The sequence below is a fragment of the Serratia sp. X10 genome, from assembly GCF_017811775.1.
GTDB classification, from domain to species: domain Bacteria; phylum Pseudomonadota; class Gammaproteobacteria; order Enterobacterales; family Enterobacteriaceae; genus Serratia; species Serratia ureilytica.
This window is the reverse complement of sequence record NZ_JAEIOH010000002.1, coordinates 1,018,939-1,035,851: the sequence shown is the minus strand read 5'-3', so window position 1 is coordinate 1,035,851 and position 16,913 is coordinate 1,018,939. Positions and strand designations below refer to the sequence as shown.

8 protein-coding genes are annotated in these 16,913 nt (G+C 62.1%); 4 read left to right on the top strand and 4 right to left on the bottom strand.

From position 1 onward, the window contains the following. The 3 genes from J9788_RS10325 to fsa form a co-directional block, all read right to left on the bottom strand. Positions 1-8,891: hemagglutinin repeat-containing protein (locus tag J9788_RS10325; RefSeq protein ID WP_209333056.1), on the bottom strand; the 8,891-nt coding region annotated here is incomplete at its 3' end. A gap of 74 nt (positions 8,892-8,965) precedes the next feature. Further along, the gene (locus J9788_RS10320; RefSeq protein ID WP_182264352.1) at positions 8,966-10,693 is read right to left on the bottom strand and encodes a ShlB/FhaC/HecB family hemolysin secretion/activation protein; all 1,728 of its coding nucleotides are present in this window, start codon (positions 10,691-10,693) and stop codon (positions 8,966-8,968) included. 277 nt (positions 10,694-10,970) lie between these two features. After that, positions 10,971-11,636, bottom strand: coding sequence for a fructose-6-phosphate aldolase (fsa, locus tag J9788_RS10315; RefSeq protein WP_046898961.1), 666 nt, complete (start codon positions 11,634-11,636; stop codon positions 10,971-10,973). 149 nt (positions 11,637-11,785) lie between these two features. On the opposite strand from fsa, the gene J9788_RS10310 reads away from it, so the two are divergent. The 4 genes from J9788_RS10310 to osmB all read left to right on the top strand — a co-directional run bounded on the left by J9788_RS10310 (position 11,786) and on the right by osmB (position 16,395). Then, complete coding sequence (locus J9788_RS10310; protein WP_046898960.1) at positions 11,786-12,685, top strand: glycyl-radical enzyme activating protein; 900 nt, start codon at positions 11,786-11,788, stop codon at positions 12,683-12,685. 4 nt (positions 12,686-12,689) lie between these two features. Further along, a complete protein-coding gene (locus J9788_RS10305; protein WP_182264351.1) occupies positions 12,690-15,122 on the top strand; it encodes a formate C-acetyltransferase/glycerol dehydratase family glycyl radical enzyme in 2,433 nt (810 codons plus the stop codon). 50 nt (positions 15,123-15,172) lie between these two features. Further along, entirely contained in the window at positions 15,173-15,919 is a 747-nt protein-coding gene (locus J9788_RS10300; protein WP_004930631.1) for a DNA-binding transcriptional regulator YciT, read from the top strand. Positions 15,920-16,176: 257 nt separating this feature from the next. Continuing rightward, positions 16,177-16,395, top strand: a complete 219-nt coding sequence (osmB, locus tag J9788_RS10295) for an osmotically-inducible lipoprotein OsmB (RefSeq protein WP_004930634.1) — start codon at positions 16,177-16,179, stop codon at positions 16,393-16,395. Positions 16,396-16,583: 188 nt separating this feature from the next. On the opposite strand, the gene yciH is transcribed toward osmB, so the two are convergent. Then, complete coding sequence (gene yciH / locus J9788_RS10290; protein WP_004930637.1) at positions 16,584-16,910, bottom strand: stress response translation initiation inhibitor YciH; 327 nt, start codon at positions 16,908-16,910, stop codon at positions 16,584-16,586. Positions 16,911-16,913 lie beyond the last annotated feature (3 nt).

Below are 16,913 nucleotides of genomic sequence, written 5' to 3'. Positions count from 1 at the left end.
ACCTTGACGTCATACCCGCCTTTGCCGGCAAACAGCCCGGTCTGTTCTTTTACCGAGTCGAAGTTGCTGTGCAGCTTGTCCTTGCTGGCACTTACGTTGGCGGAGCCGGTCATCGAACCGAAGGTGAGACTGCCGCCCACGCTGGCGTTTTGCTGTTTGGCATCATAGCGGTCGCTATCCTGTTCACTTTGCAGCGTCAGGTCACGGCCCACGTCGACGGTAACCTTTTCGCCGCTGGCCTGCGCGCCGGTAAGCGTGGTGTCGCGGCCGCTGGTCAGGCTGAGATGGCTGCCCGCATCCAGGGTAGTTTCGGTATGGGTCAGGCCGTTGCCGCTCTCATGCCCCTTGCCGGCATTGACGCCGGCCGAGACGCTGATGCCATAACCACCCGAGCCGGCGCCGATACCGACGCCAACGTTGCCGCCTTTGCTGCTGTTCTTGCCAACGGTGCTTTCGCTGTTCTGCGCAGACTGCAGGCTGATGTCCCGCGCCGCATCGAGCGACAGGTCTTTGCCCGCTTTCAGCTGGCTGCCGGCGATGGCGATATCGCCACTCTGTGCGCTGTGGTTATTGCCCTGCGCCGTTATCGACAGGTTTTGCCCGGCGGTGAGCGTGCTGCCTTGCGACTGGCGGCTGTCGGTGCGGGTTTCGCTCTTCGACGACTGACTGCCGTAGGAGGCGCTGATGCCCACCGTGTTGGTGGCGCCTTTCCCTGCATCTGTATTGAGTTTGTCGAGCTCAACGGCTTGCGCCGCCTGCACGCCGGACAGCGCCGCCTTGGTGTTTTGCAGCGCGTTCAGGCGCCCATCGCCTTCCTTTCTCGCCTGCTGCGCAGTGCTGACGGCGGTGTTGAGCGCGCCGCCCACGGTGCCCGACAGCGCCACGCTCAGGCCGCTCTGCTTTTGCTCGAAGGTTTCTTTGCGCGTGCGTTGATCGTAGCCGGGATCGATAGTCACGCTGTCGCCGGTCAGGGCCAGATCCTTGCCCGCCACCAGGTCGGCACCGCCAATGTGCAGTTGGTTGCCCGCCGAGATATTGACGCTGCCCTGGCTGCTGCCGACGGTACTGACGCTTTGGCTCTGGGTGGTGGCTTTCTCGTCGATTTCGTGTTTGCTCGACTGCTTGCCTATCGTGAAGCCGATGCCGCCGCTACCCAGCAGGCCGCTCTTTTTCTTCTCTTCCAGCAGGTAATGTGTGTCGGTCTCGGTGGCCGCACCGATATCGACATTACGGCCGGCCTGCAGGTTCACGTCCCGGTCGGCGGCAATGGCCGAGCCGGTGACCGTCAGATCATTACCGGCGCTGACGCTGACGCTGTCGCCGCTCAGCAGCGTGCCTTTCTCACGCGTGGTGGCATCGCGCGCTACGCTGTGGCTGCTGCTTTTTTTGAGGAAGCCTTTTTTCTCCGAACGCTCCTCACTGTAGCGCGACTCTCGCTCGGTAGCCGTATTGAGGGTGACATCGTTTTTCGCCTGCAGGGCGATGGCGCCCTGGTCGCTGTGCAGGGTGCTGCCGGTAATGGTGACGTCGCCCTCTCGCCCGACTACCGTCACGCCGTCGCGCCCGCTGAAGGTGCTGCCGGTGCTGATTTCGCGCTCGGTTTGTTCGATGCGATGGCTTTTGGTTTTGCCCTCGCGTTTGTTTTCGCTGTCCAGATCTTGCGTGCGGCTGCGCGCGTCTTTAATGGTCACGTCCTGCGCGCTGATGCCGATACGCCCTTCTTTACTGTCAACCTGCGCGCCTTCGGCCAGCAGTTGGTTGCCCGCCACCAGGGTGACGCCCTGGTCGCCGCCGAGTGCACTTAATGTCAGGCGCTCTTCCTGGCGATCGTTGCTGACTGATGACGTACGGCTGTTGGCGGCCAGATGCGTGGTATTGGTGGTGTTCTCGGCCCTGATAGCGATATCGCCGCCGGCCTGTACGCGGGTGCTGCCGCCGGCCTTGGCCTGGCTGCCAGCGAACGTAACGTCCCGGCCGGCCGAAAGGTTAAGGTTGCCGCCGGCGTTAAGCTCACTCCCCTGTGTTTGCTGCCATTCGCCGCTCACGCGCGCCATCCGGGAGCCTGCCGCTTCCGTGCCGCCACGGGTGCGGTTACCCATTGCCCCCGAGATAACCTCAAGGTCGGCGATATGGCTGCTTTTGGCGGTGGTGATGGTCAGGTCGTTGCGTGCGCTCAGGCTGAGCGTGTCGGTCGCATCGAGTTTCGCCCCCGAGAGGGTGATATCGGCGCCGCTGAGACGAATATCGCCGGCGTTCATCGTCGCCTGGCGCAGCGCCTCCTGCAGATTAGTGCTCAGGGTCAGATTGTCGGCCCGCACGTCAATGCTGCCGGCCTTGATATCACCGCCCTGGTGCAGGAACTGCCCGGCATCAACGGTTAGCGCCTTATCGGCAAACAGATTGCCGGCATTGGTGACACTGCTTGCCGAGAGCTGCAGGCTACCGCCGCCAATCACCGCACCATCGCCGGTCAGGCGCAACGTGGTCTGCGCCAGATACACCTTCGGCACCCACACCGTTTGCGGGCCTTCGGCGGTTTGCACCGTCTCGCTCACCAGCCAGACAATATCCTGCTGCAGCGCCGCAATCTGTTCCGGCGTCAAAGCCACGCCCGGCACCAGATGGAAGTCCTGCGCCACCTTCGCCCCGTTGTTCATCAGTTGCTGGTACTGCGCCATCGCATCTTCACCTCTGATAGACGGCTTGCCGGTCAGCGCCAGCACCTGCTCGCGTACCAGCCGCTGTTCGTAAAAACCGTCTCCAAGGCGTTTATGAACCTGCGCAGGATCATAGCCCACACGCTCAAGCATATAGTCGCTGCTGATGAAGTTCTCGCGGCGGGTAAAGCGTTCGTCGGTCACCACCAGGAACGGGCTGCCGGCCGCCGTAGGTTGGCTGAACAGCGCGTTATTGGGGATCGCGGTAGCCACATTGCCCAGATGCTGTAACTGCGTTAGCGCCAGCTCAGACGGCAACAGCGGACGCCCCAGCGGCGAAGACGGCATGGCGCCCGGTCTTGTCATTTGCTCGCCCGGAGCAAGCGCCGTGTCACCATTCTGGATACCAGCGCCCTCTACCGCAAAGCCCAGCGGATTGCGCTCCAGTTCGGCGCGTTCGGCATCCACGGCGTTTAATGCCGCTTCAAGTTGGCTGATTTGCGCCTGATTGACCGTGGTGTTAGTGATGCGAGCCCCATTGATGGTGACCGTGCCACTGCCGGTGATCACGCCGTCAACGGTCGCCAGCGCCGTGGTCTCGTCTCGGTTGAACGTCGGATACCAGTGATGCGTGTCCTTGTCATAGTGGTCGACGATAACCGCCTGGCGCCGTTCGTTAACCGAGTAACCGCGGTTGTCCAGGCTGCCGCCGCCGTCCTGCGTCAGGTTGCCGTTGGCGGTAATGACGCTGGCGTCATTAAGCAGTTGCCCGGTGATGCGCAGCACCATATTGCCGCCCGCCAGAATACGCGCGCCGATGCCCTCGGAGACCAGCCTGTCGCGCGTCAGCGTGCCGGTCTCGGTACGTTCGCGGAAGTTGTTGTAATCGGTGACGAACGGCGCACTGTCAATATCGACATGCTTCTCGGGATCCCACGTCATCACCTGCGTCCAGTCATGCTCCCAATGGAAGCCGTTTTGATAAGGCGTCGGGATGGTTGCCAGCTGATTTCCCCCACGCGTTTCGTAGAACGTCATGGCATAGCTGCCGTCGGCATTCGGCTTGAGCGCCAGGTAGTTAACCCACAGGTCGGTAAGTGTGCCCTTATTGTCCTTGACCCGCACCTGTGCGCGTTTGCCCGCCGCATCAATAGCCAGCAGGGTGCCGTAGCGATTGTTCTGGGCCGCCACGTCATCCTGGAAGCTCAGCTGTTGGGTGGTTGGCGCCATGGTGCTTTTATCGGGGTTGACCGCCGAACCATAGGAGCGCCAGTAGTAGTTGTAGCGATGCCATTTGTAATCGCTCTTCTCGGCGTCACGCTCAATCACCAGCCCTTCGCGCAGGTTATCAAGACGCCGAGCCTCGACGGTGGCATCACCGTCAGCTTCGATAAAGCTCGCCCGGTTTTCAATCAGGTCATCACTGTGCAGCTGCAGACGGTCGGCGCTGTAGATCAGTGCCCCATCCCGGTTAGTCAGGCGTTCACCGGCCTGCACCGTCAGGCTTTGGGTCGCCGCCATCACCGCAGGTTGACCGTGGTTGTCGATGACACGCCCACGCACGGTGATAGCGTCCCCCATCAGCGCCGCGGCGTTGTCCAAGGTATCGACGTTCAGCGTCATGCTGTCAGCCTCAATACGCCCGGTGTTTTGCAACGCCCCGGTCGTCAGCTGTAGCGTCTTGCCCACCAGCGATGCCGGATTGGCGATGCTGGCCGCATTGAGTACCAGATTGCCCGGCAGCAACCAGTCCACCAGGTTGATAAAGGCGCCGTTCAGGGAGAACGTCACCGTGCCGTTACTGCTGATGTTTTCGCCGGCCTGGCGGGTGTAGTCCTGCTGCGCAGACAGGTTCAGCGCCTGCAATCCCACCAAGTTGCCGTGTTGATTATCCAGCGTGCGCGCATGCAGGGTAAGTTGGCCGGCGCTCTCCAGCCGCCCGCCCTGGTTAAGCAATACCAGCGGCGAATCGGCCGGCGACAGGCCGGCGTTAATGCCAAGATCGCCGTTGGCGAGGAGTTGCCCCTGACGGTTGTCCAGCGAGGCCACGTTCGTGAGCGTGAGCGGACCGACGCTCTGAAGCCGCCCAGCCGTGTTGTCGATGTCGCGCGCGGCGATGTCGGTCTGGGCAGAGCCGAGGATCAGGCCGCCGTCGCGGTTGTTCAGGCGCTCAGCCTGCACCTCCAACGCAGCCTGGCTGCTCAGCGCCCCTTGAGCGCTGTTGTCTATCTCTGCAGCTCTGAGCGTCAACCGCTGGGTCGAAACCAGCTGCCCACCCTGATTATTCACCTGGGCGCCGTCGAGCGTGAGCGCCCCACCGCTGTGCACCTTGCCCTGTTGGTTGTTGAGCGTACCGATGCGGTAGGCGCCCGTTCCCTGGCTGATGAGCGTGCCGCCGGTATTGTCCAGCCACGCCGTGGCCAGATCAAGGCCGCTCCGGCTGCTGAATATGCCCTGACGGTTCACAATGCCAGCCGCCGACACCTGCTGTTGACCATTGCTGCGCACCGCGCCGCCGGTATTATCAAACATGCCGAGAATACGCAGCGCCACCTGTTGCTGGCCCTCGAGCTGACCGCCGACATTGTTCAGCGTTTGCGCGTCGAGTTGAAGCGCCTCGCCACTTTGCATTTTCCCATCGCGGTTGTTCAGCGCGTCGCTCAGCGCAAGGCGTTGTTGTTTCTGGCTGTAGAGCAGCCCGCCCTGCGTATTGTCGAGTGCACGGGCGGCGATACTCAGCCCCTCGCCAGCCAGCCACTGACCACCTGCGTTATTGATGGCGCCGGCGTGTTCGCCGTCTTTGGCACCCATCACAGCAAGCTGCCCCTGCGCCGAGACCTTACCGCCACGGTTATCGACATCCTGCGCAACGCGCAGCACCAAATCCGCCGCCGACTGCAGCCCCCCTTTGGCATTGTTCAGCCAGCCCGCCGACAGCTGCGCATCCTGCTGGCTTTGTACGCTGCCTTGCGCGTTGTCAAAACCGCCGCTGACGGCGTGCCAGCCGCCCTGGCTGCCCATCCAGCCCTCGGCGTTGTACATGTCCTGCGCCGTGAGGGCCTGGGATAACGTGCTGAAAATCCTGCCCCGGCGGTTATCCAGCGCGCCGGTGAATTGCATATCCAGGCTGCCCAGCGCATTGATCGCCCCCTGGGCATTGTTCAGGCCGGCGGTGCGTACCTCGGTGCGCCCATTGCCGGTAAACGTGCCCCCCTGGTTATCCCAGCCGCCGGCCAGGTTAAGGGCAAGCCCTTGCTCGCTGAAGACCACCCCCGCAGCGCGGTTGGTCAACTGGCCACCCTGCAGCGACAGATCGCCGCCGCTTTGCAACGACCCGCCGTCGTTGTCAAACAGGCTGGCAGCGCCGCCATTAACCGCCAACGATCGCTGTGCGGTCAGCTTACCGATTTGATTGCGGACATCGCCTGCGGCATCCAAACGGAGATCGCCGCCGGACTGCAGGCTGCCGCCGGTATTGTCGAGAGTGCGCACCGAGGCAGCAACCTGCCGACCGCCTTGCGCGCCGCCGCCGCGATTATCCCAGTCACCGCCGGCCTGCACGACGAGGGCGTTGCCGGCCTCAAGCCAGCCGGCCGCGTTGTTCAGTTCCCGTTGCGTCGTCAGTTCCAGCCCCTGACGAGCCACCACTTTGCCCTGGCCGTTATCCACCTGCTGTGCCGCCAGCGTGAGCGATTCCCCGCTGATTTCGCCCTCGCGGTTCACCAACTCTGCCGCACTGTTCAGCACCAGTTGTTGCCCGCCCAGCACCTTTCCGGCCTCGTTGTGCACACTCCCAGCCGCTATGTGGGTTTGCCCGTGCCCCGAGATCGTGCCGTGGCGGTTATTCAGCGCGCCATCGGTGCGCACGGTCAATGTCTGGCCGGCACCCAGCAGCCCCTGGGCATTGTCCAATCCCTGGCGAGCGTGCAGCTCAAGCCGCTGCAGGCCAATCACCTTGCCCTGCGTATTATCGAGCCGGCCGGTGCTCACCGTCAGCGCCGCGCCACTGATTTCACCCGCGCGGTTAGTCGCCGGCCCCATGGTGTTCAGAATTAACGCTTGGCCGGACAGCAGCTTGCCACCGTCGTTGCTGAGGGTAGTTGCCGTTGCCGTAACGGCCGTTTCACCTTGCACCGTACCGCCGCGGTTGTCCCAGTCACCGGCGTGAAGATCCAGTTTCTCTCCTGCGCCGATAAGACCGCCCCGGTTGCCCACGCGGCCGGCGGTCAGATCGAGATTGCGCTGGCTGACGAGCTTGCCTTGCGCGTTATTCAGATGCTGCGCCGTCAGCCGCACCCGGCTGCCTTCCACCGTTCCGGACTGGTTGTTCAGTTCGCCGCCCGCTTCGAGCTCCAGAGCCTGGCCGGCGAACAGGCCGCCGCCGGCGTTGTTGATCGCACCGCCCGCCTGAACCACCAACTGACCCGGCGTTGTTATCTTGCCGCCCTGGTTATCAAGCCTGCCGGCATCCAGCCGCAGATCGCCGTTGCCGCCCAATTCACCGTCGCTGTTGTCGAGCAGGCCGCCGATCCGCCAGTGCTGCGCCGCGTCGCCCAGCGCCACCAGACGGCCGCGCTGGTTGATCAACGCCGCCGCCTTGAGATCAAGCTGGCGGCTCTCAATGGTGCCGTCGCTATTATTCAGCTCACCGCCCAGGCTGAAACGACTTTCGCCACCGCCGGTTTGGGACCAGACGGCCCCCTGGCCAAACACATTGTTGGCATCAACCTGCCAGCGCCCGGTTTTGATCTGAGCCTGCCGGGCGTCCACATCACCCGGGGTGTTCACGGTAAACTCACCGCTATCGACGGTCGATTGGCGCAACGCCACGCCGCCCTGCCGGGCCGCCAGCGAGGCATGGGCCGCCGCCACCTGCGCACCGCTGAGATCAACGCGGCGCCCGCTGGCGCTAACCGCCTTTTTGCTCAGTAAGCTGCCGCTGGCACGAATGTCGCCCTGGCTGTCAAGGCGCAGGCTCGCGTCGCGCACAATCCGGCTGTCGACATCGCTGCCCGCCAGCAGATGGCCGCTGCTTTGAATGCCGTGCGCGGCGTCAAGCCGCACATCCCCGGCCGCCGCCAGCGTGCCGGACTGCGTCAGCGTCCCCTCCCGGCTCTGCACGGCCAGCTGACCGCCGCTGTGCAATTTGCCGCGATACTCGATGTCGCCTTTCGCCGCCAGTTTGGTGTCGCCGCCGGACTGCGTGGCGGCATCCGGTGCATCAGACCGCCAACTGAGCTTGCCTTCGCTGCTGACGGTGAGCGTTTTACCTGCCTGCACTTGCCCATTCTGGTTGCGCACGCCGACGCCAGCCTCGGTGCCGATCATGCGAATGCTGCCGCTGTACATGCCCCCCATCTGACCCATGTCTATTGCCAGCGCCGGTCTGGCGCCGCCGTCATCCGCCAGCGCCGTCACCGTTTTGCCGTCTGCGCTCACCCGGTTGCGGCCGCCCACCACCGACACGCTCTCCTTGGCCCACACGCCGGCGTTGATCTCGACCGCGCGTGCCATAATGTCTACATATTCGGTATCGTGACGGGCATCGCCGTTGAGGCCGCCGCCCTCAACGCGCACTACGCCGCGTTCGATCTGATAACCTGCCATGCTGCCGTCGGCGTTCATCTGCGGTTTGCCGGTCGTCAGCGTCATGCGCCCGGCGTTGATCGTACCGCAACCGTTGCACACGATCCCCGCCGGGTTAGCCACGATCACCTGCGCCTTGCCGCCGGCCACTTCCAAAAAGCCGCGCAGCTGGCTGGGGTTATTGCTATTGACTTCGTTGAGGATCACTCTGGCCGGCGCGGCGTTGGGGGTGAGGTTCGGGTTGCCCTGGATCATCCCGGCCACCTGGGTCGATGTCATCACCGCCGAGTTATTGAGGATGGCGCCTTTGGCGTCAACATCGAACTGTTGATATTGGTTATGTGATATCCCTGCCTGATTGGGGGCCGTGATATTGACCTGCGACAGCCCATTTTGCGTGGCGATAATCTCCGGCCGCAGGGAAGGATTGGCGGCACCGTCCGCCACAATGCCGTCAGCCATCGCCGGCCCGGCGAACAAGGCCAGCCCCAGCATCCACACTGAGCGCCGCACCGTCACCCACAGGCGGGGAGCGCCCGCACTGCGGCTTTGCCCCGATTCGGTGCTGCAGCTGCGGGCCAGTTCGGAAACCACCCGCAGTTCCCCGTGAGTGCGACTGAAAATAAGGCGATAGCAATGTTTATTCATGGGTCACATCCGTGATCAATATCAATCCGTTACGGTCAACGTCAGGCAAGCCGCCACTAATGCTTGGCCCGCGTTCAGATTTCCAGGTTAACGCTGAAGCCGGCCGTGGCATCCGAGGTGTGGAAACCCGCAGGCTTGTACAAAGGAATGCCGGCAAACAGGTCATAGCTGAGTCGCCCCCATAAGGCGCCGCGCACCCCAAGCGCGCTGCCCGCCAATTGCCGCCCCGGCAAGCCTCGCGTATTCGGGCCGTCCACCCGCCCGTAGTCGGCGGCCAGATAGAGTTCGTGACCGCGGGCAAACACATTCCAGGCGATATCGTTACGCCAGACCAGGCCTTTTTCGCCAGACAGCATCTGCTCGCCGTCAAAACCGCGCACCGTGTAGCGCCCGGCAATGGCCATCCGCTCCTGCGGCGTCAGCGCGTTCGAGCTCCACTGGCCGCGCACGCTGGTATACAGCCGCCACGGCTGCTCGCCCCAGGAGAACGGTATGTTGAACCCCGCATCCCCGAGCAGGATGCCGGTACGCGCCGAACCGTTGTGATTGGCTTCCTCCGGCGCGCGCAGCGCTCCCAGGGCGCCGGTGCCGCGCCGCCAAGCTAGCGACGCATCCAGCGTATTGCGCCCGAGGTAACTGCGCTGGTTCAGTCCAATCTCCCAGCCCGCTGTCCGCCTCTTTTGCTGGGCCATTTCGATGTCTTCCACATAGTTGGTCGAGTGCTTGCGATAGCCGCGCAGGTTGAGCGTGGTCTTGTGCGATTGGTCGCGGTACAGCAACCGGGAAACGGTCAACTGAAAGTTGTCGCTCTTGCCGCTGTAGCGCAGCACCTCATTGGCGTTGGGGATGTTCTGATGGTAGGTGTAGTCGTTATAGTTGGCCGAGAAGGCCCAATATCCCACCGGGAAGAAATAGTTCAGCGTATGCGAACGGTTGCCGAACGGCCCGTGTTGGAATAAATCCTTGCCGATGTTGGCGTAGAACAGGTCATTTTGCGCAAACGGGGCATCAATAGCCAGGGTGGCCGAGCCAAGATAGCGCCCGGTGCTTTTGGAGCCGCTGTCGTCCAATCCCAGACTGAGCCGCACCGGGCGCCCCTCGTGCCAGTTGACCTGCAGATCGCTGGTGCCCTCCTGGGCGCCGGGCACGATTTTAATGTCGGCATTGGCGCTGGGCACCCGCCTGAAGTTCTCCAGCCCCTGTTCGATATCGCGCAGGTTAAGAAGATCGCCGCGCGAGGCCGGAACGGCGTTCCACAGCCGTCCACGCCAGGAAACCGGCTCATCAAAGCGGACGGCGCCAATGCGCCCGGGTTGCAACGTAAGTGTCAACGTGCCCTGAGTCAGATCCTGCTCCTGCGCCATCACCCGAGTTGTGACGTAGCCTTTGGCCAAAATGGCATTTTGCACCTTGTTGATAGCGAGCACGATCCCCCGCCCGCCCAGGCAACGGCCTTTGGCATCGTTGGCGGCCGCAAGCGCCCACTGAAAGCGTTCGGCCGACTCGCCGACGAGTACCAACCGGTTGATGGTAAAACAGGGTTTTTCGTGAGGAGGGTAATCGGGCAGCACCCGCTCAGGGGCAGCCACGCGCGCATCGGCCTGAGGGGTGTTTTGGTTCTGCAGGGCGCGTTCTCGCTCTTGCTGACGCAGCTGTTCACGGGCATCAATAGCCGCCGCGCCCTGGCTGAAAGCCTCAGCCGCAGAGGCGGAGGCGGAAAAAAACGGCACGGCGCCGAGTAACAATCCCGACAGACCATAGCGAATAAAACAAGGCACAGCACGAACGTAATTTGAGCGCATCCTTGGCTCTCCATCATTATTATTTCAATAAATTTATGAGTGCAATATTATAAATAATTTAAATAATTGTAATGACACTGCTTTATTGACGAATTATGAGCCTATAAGGGCGAAAATCAATCGATTTTTCCCGAAAGAGAGATCGTGCGAAAAATAAATAGTTCAGCGGCAATGAAGTGAAAGGAAAGCCGATAATGGATAATGAAAGGAGGATGGCGCGTAGCCGCCATCCTTTAGCGATAATATAGTGTGAGCACCGAGGAATAGACGCAGGCCATCAGTTCAGCAGGCTGCTGCCGAACGCCCCCTGCCAATCCTGCTCGAACTTCTCGACCGCGGCCTGTACGGCCGGCGCATTCAGAAACTGCTCCGCCACGTCCACCGGCAGCGTGATGGCCTGACAGCCCGCGAGCAGGCACTCCAGCGCCTGGCGCGCCGTTTTGAAGCTGGCGGCCAGCACCTGCGCCGAGGGCGCATGCAGGCTCAACAGCTGCTGCAGCTCGTGCACCATTTCGATGCCGTCGCCGCCCTGCGCATCCACGCGGTTGATATAAGGCGCCACATATTCCGCCCCTGCCAAGGCCGCCAACAGCCCCTGCCCGGCGCCGTACACCGCAGTGCCCAGCGTCGGGATGGACATCGTTTTGAGTTTCTTGATCGCCGCCAGCCCTTCGGCGGTCGCCGGGATCTTCACCACCAGCCCCGGTACCCGCTGGCTGAGCAGCGCCGCCTCCGCCACCATACGTTCCGCATCGGTCGCCATCACCTGCGCGAACAGCTTGCCGGTGCCGCCGAGGGCGTCGCGCAGCGCGGGCAGCACTTCCCAGATCGGCTTGCCTTCCTTCGCCACGATGCTCGGGTTGGTGGTGACGCCGTGCAGCGGCAGAATGCGCGCCAGGCGTTTTACCGCGGTCACATCGGCGGTATCGAGATAAAGCTCCATCACGGACTCCTGTGTCATGTTCTGTGGGCGGATTCAAACTCTGATCATCATAGGGCAAAAACCGCGCTAACTTTTGATCAAAATCAACTCAACTTTCATTCGAAACACCTTTAATGGCGAAAGATACAGCAACGCCAAACGGGTGACTCATGATCTTCAATCTGCAGCGCTACTCGACCCATGACGGCCCAGGCATCCGCAGCGTGGTCTTTTTAAAAGGCTGCCCGCTGAGCTGCAGGTGGTGTCAGAACCCGGAAAGCCGCTCGCGCCAAGCAGACCTGCTGTTTGACGAACGCCTGTGCCTGAGCGGCTGCACGCTGTGCGCCGAGCGTTGTCCGCAAGGGCTGCAACGCACCGACGGGCCGCTGACGCTGCAACGCGAGCTGATTAGCGCAGACGATTATGCCGCCCTGGCCGCCGTCTGCCCGACCGGCGCGCTCAGCCTGTGCGGCAGCTCGATCAACCCCGACGATATCATGGCCGAGGTGTTGCGGGATAAGCCTTTCTACCTGCGCAGCGGCGGCGGTTTAACGCTGTCCGGCGGCGAACCCTTTATGCAGCCGGACATCGCGGCGGACCTGCTGCGGCGCGGTCGCGAGGCCGGCATCCACACCGCCGTCGAGTCCTGCCTGCACGTTCCATGGCGTTATATCGCCCCTTCGCTGCCGTGGCTGGATCTGCTGCTGGCCGATCTCAAACACACCGACGAAGCGCGCTTCAGAGCCTGGACCGGCGGTTCCGCCCGCCGGGTGATGAGCAATTTTCGTCGGCTGGCGGCGCACGGCGTGCAGATGACCGTACGCGTGCCGCTGATCCCCGATTTCAACGCCGATCGCCGCTCTGTCCGTGCGATCGTCGACTTCGCCGCCGACGAGATCGGCGTGTCGGAGATCCACTTTCTGCCGTACCACACGCTCGGCATCAACAAGTACCACCTGCTCGGCGAACCCTACCGTGCCGCCCGCACGCCACTGGACGCTCCCGACCTGCTGGCCTTCGCCGAAGGCTATGCCGGCGCCAAGGGCCTGACCGCCATTTTGCGAGGATAACACCATGACCACGTTGGATTTGACCACCCTAAGCGCCCGCATCCAGGCGCACAAGAACGCGCTGATTCACATCGTCAAACCGCCGGTGTGCACCGAGCGTGCGCAGCACTATACCGAAGCCTATCAACAGCATCAGGATCGGCCACTGCCGGTGCGTCGCGCGCTGGCGCTGGCCAACCATCTGGCGAAACGCACCATCTGGATCGCCAACGACGAGCTGATCGTCGGCAACCAGGCCAGCGAGCTGCGCGCCGCACCGATCTTCCCCGAATACACCGTCGGCTGGATAGAAAGCGAAATAGACCAGCTAGCCGACCGGCCGGGCGCCGGTTTTTCGGTCAGCGAAGAGAACAAGGCGATTTTGCATCGCCTGTGCCCCTGGTGGCGCGGCCAAACGGTGCAGGATCGCTGCTACGGCATGTTCACCGACGAACAAAAGGCGCTGCTGGCCACCGGCATCATCAAGGCCGAGGGCAATATGACCTCTGGCGACGCCCATCTGGCGGTTAACTTCCCGCTGCTGCTGGAGAAAGGTCTCGACGGCCTGCGTGAAAAAGTGAACGCGCGCCGCAGCCGCCTGCACCTGACCGAGTGGGAAGATTTGCACAAAGCGCAGTTTCTCAACGCCATCGACATCGTGCTGGCAGCGCTGAGCGAGCACATCCTGCGCTTCGCCCGCCTGGCGCGCGACATGGCGCAAAACGAAGCCCGCGACTGGCGGCGCGCCGAGCTGCTGACCCTCGCGGACAACTGCGACCGGATCGCCCATCGCCCGCCGCAAACCTTCTGGCAGGCACTGCAGCTGTGCTATTTCATCCAACTGACGCTGCAGATCGAATCTAACGGCCATTCGGTTTCCTTCGGTCGCCTCGATCAATACCTCTATCCCTGGTATCGGCGTGACGTGGAGCTGGAGCAAAAGCTGGCGCGGGAAGACGCCATCGAGCTGTTGCACAGCTGCTGGCTGAAGCTGCTGGAGGTCAACAAGATCCGCTCCGGCTCGCATTCCAAGGCTTCCGCCGGCAGCCCGCTGTACCAGAACGTCACCATCGGCGGACAGAAGCTGGTCGACGGCCGGCCGTGCGATGCGGTCAACCCGCTGTCCTATGCCATTCTCGAATCCTGCGGCCGCCTGCGTTCCACCCAGCCTAACCTCAGCGTGCGTTACCACGCCGGGATGAGCGTCGACTTCCTCGACGCCTGCGTGCAGGTGATCCGTTGCGGCTTCGGCATGCCGGCATTCAATAACGACGAAATCGTCATTCCCGAGTTCATCAAGTTGGGGGTCGAACCGCAAGACGCTTACGACTACGCCGCCATCGGCTGTATCGAGACCGCCGTCGGCGGAAAATGGGGCTATCGCTGCACCGGCATGAGCTTCATCAACTTCGCCCGCGTGCTGCTGGCGGCGCTGGAACAGGGCCGCGACGCCACGTCCGGGCAGATCTTCCTGCCACAGGAACAGGCGCTGTCCAAAGGAAACTTCGCCGATTTCGAGCAGGTCTTAACCGCCTGGGATCGGCAAATCCGCTACTACACCCGCAAGTCGATCGAGATCGAGTGCGTGGTGGACAGCGTGCTGGAGGAGAACGCCCACGATATCCTCTGCTCCGCGCTGGTGGATGACTGCATTGAACGCGGCAAAAGCATCAAACAAGGCGGCGCCAAATACGATTGGGTTTCCGGCCTGCAGGTCGGCATCGCCAACCTGGGCAACAGCCTCGCGGCGGTGCGCAAACTGGTGTTCGACCAAGGGGCGATCGGCCAGCAGCAGTTGGCGACGGCGCTGGCCGACGACTTCGCCGGGCTGGATGGCGAGCAGCTGCGTCAGCGGCTGCTTAACGCTGCGCCCAAATACGGCAACGATGTGGACGAGGTCGATCGGCTGCTGGTGCGCGCCTACCAAACCTACATCGAAGAACTGAAGCAGTATCGCAACACCCGCTTCGGCCGTGGGCCGATCGGCGGCGGCTATTACGCCGGCACCTCGTCGATCTCGGCCAACGTGCCCTTCGGCGCGGCCACCCTGGCCACGCCGGATGGCCGCAAGGCGCACGCCCCCCTTGCGGAAGGCGCCAGCCCGGCGTCCGGCACCGACCACCTGGGGCCGACGGCGGTGTTCAATTCGCTCGCCAAGTTGCCGACCGAGGCGATCCTCGGCGGCGTGCTGCTCAACCAAAAGCTGAACCCGGCGACGCTGGACAACCCGCGCGATCGGGAAAAGCTGATGCTGATGTTGCGCACCTTCTTCGAGAGCTACCGCGGCTGGCATGTGCAGTACAACATCGTGTCGCGCGAAACGCTGCTGGCGGCGAAGCAACACCCTGACCAATATCGTGATTTAGTGGTTCGCGTAGCTGGCTATTCCGCCTTCTTTACCGCATTATCCCCTGAGGCGCAGGATGATATTATTGCGCGCACAGAACATACTCTTTAAACCTTTGACTCTTAGCGGCCGCGCCTTGGCGGCCGCATCATCAGGCCGATATGAATTTACGACAACAGACCATATTGCAGTTGGTTAACGATCGCCGCCGGATCAGCGTCAATGAGCTGGCGCGCGCCTCGGGCGTCTCGGAAGTCACCATCCGGCAGGATCTCAACCTGCTGGAAAAGCGCAGTTATCTGAAGCGGGTGCACGGCTCCGCCGTGGCGTTGGAAAGCGACGACGTCGACGCCCGCATGATGTCCAATTTCACCCTCAAGCAGCGGTTGGCGCAGTACGCCGCCGCGCAGGTCAATGACGGCGAGACGATCTTTATCGAGAGCGGCAGCGCCAATGCCCTGCTGGCGCGCTACATCGCCGAACGCAAGCGCATTACGCTTATCACCGTCAGCCATTACATCGCCAACCTGCTCAAAGAAACCGACTGCGACGTCATCGTGCTGGGCGGCATGTATCAGAAGAAAAGCGAGACCGTGGTCGGCCCGCTCACGCGGCTGTGCATTCAGCAGGTGCATTTCAACAAAGCGTTTATCGGCATTGACGGCTTTCAGGCCGAAACCGGCTTTACCGGCCGCGACATGATGCGCGCCGATGTGGTCAGCGCGGTGCTGGCCAAGGGCGTAGAGAATATCGTGCTGACGGATTCCAGCAAATTCGGCCAGATCCAGCCTAACCCGCTGGCGCAGCCGGGGCAAATCAGCCGGGTGATCACCGATTCACGTTTGGCGCTGGAGTATCAGCATCAGCTGAAACGTCAGGGCGTACAGGTGGAGCTGGTCAACGAATAACGCGCCGCGCGGGCCACGCCGCCCGCCGTTTCCCTTGCGCAGCGGGATTTTAAGACTATTTACCTGTTTATCCTTCCCGAGAAACCTATACTCAGCTTCGGTAACTTTTGGGCCGTAACCCGCTAATTATTCGGCCGTTAACAAAAATGCCATTTTTTATATCGATACCGTATGGGAATCAACAGCAGGCCTGATTTATGGTTAACGCCTATACTTATAGGGCACTTCCATATAGCCAATGCTAAGGAGAAGTCATTATGATGATTATCAATAAACGTTTCGCCACCGCCGCTCTGGCTCTGACTCTGGCGTTTTCACTGAGCGCCTGCTCCAACATGTCCAAACGCGATCGCAACACCGCCATCGGCGCCGGCGCCGGTGCAGTCGGCGGCGCAGTGCTGACCAACGGCAGCGCTTTGGGCACGCTGGGTGGGGCAGCGGTGGGCGGCATCATCGGTCACCAGGTTGGCAAATAACCTGCCCGATGTTCCTCCGCCGACAGGCGGGCAAAAGCGCCTTGGCGCTTTGACGTATTAACCAATAACGATGATTTCAGGTCTGTTTTACTTTAAGTCTATGGTTCTTTCGCCGTTAACGGGTTAACCCCCGGCAGCAACAACCTCTAGCCATGCCGCAGCATTGCACTGCGGCATGGCGATTCGCCTCAACCTCCCGCCAGTTTGACCTTCATGCCTTTGGCTTCCAGCAGCTGTTTGAGCAGATCGCGTTTATCGCCCTGGATCTCGATGACTCCCTCTTTCACCGAGCCGCCGCAGCCGCATTTCTTTTTCAGTTCTGCCGCCAATTTGTCGAGCGCGGCATCATCCAGATCGACGCCGGTAATCAGGCACACGCCCTTCCCCTTGCGGCCGCTGGTCTGGCGCTGGATGCGCACGACGCCATCGCCCTTGGCGCGTTGCGGTTTAACCTCTTCCTGCTTGATGCGACCGGTGTCCGTGGAATACACCAGACGGCTGTTATCGTCATTCATCAT

Coding starts and splice junctions, on each gene's coding strand:
- J9788_RS10300 (WP_004930631.1), top strand. CDS start 15,173: ATGAATTTACGACAACAGACCATATTGCAGTTGGTTAACGATCGCCGC.
- J9788_RS10320 (WP_182264352.1), bottom strand. CDS start 10,693: ATGCGCTCAAATTACGTTCGTGCTGTGCCTTGTTTTATTCGCTATGGT.
- J9788_RS10310 (WP_046898960.1), top strand. CDS start 11,786: ATGATCTTCAATCTGCAGCGCTACTCGACCCATGACGGCCCAGGCATC.
- J9788_RS10305 (WP_182264351.1), top strand. CDS start 12,690: ATGACCACGTTGGATTTGACCACCCTAAGCGCCCGCATCCAGGCGCAC.
- yciH (WP_004930637.1), bottom strand. CDS start 16,910: ATGAATGACGATAACAGCCGTCTGGTGTATTCCACGGACACCGGTCGC.
- fsa (WP_046898961.1), bottom strand. CDS start 11,636: ATGGAGCTTTATCTCGATACCGCCGATGTGACCGCGGTAAAACGCCTG.
- osmB (WP_004930634.1), top strand. CDS start 16,177: ATGATGATTATCAATAAACGTTTCGCCACCGCCGCTCTGGCTCTGACT.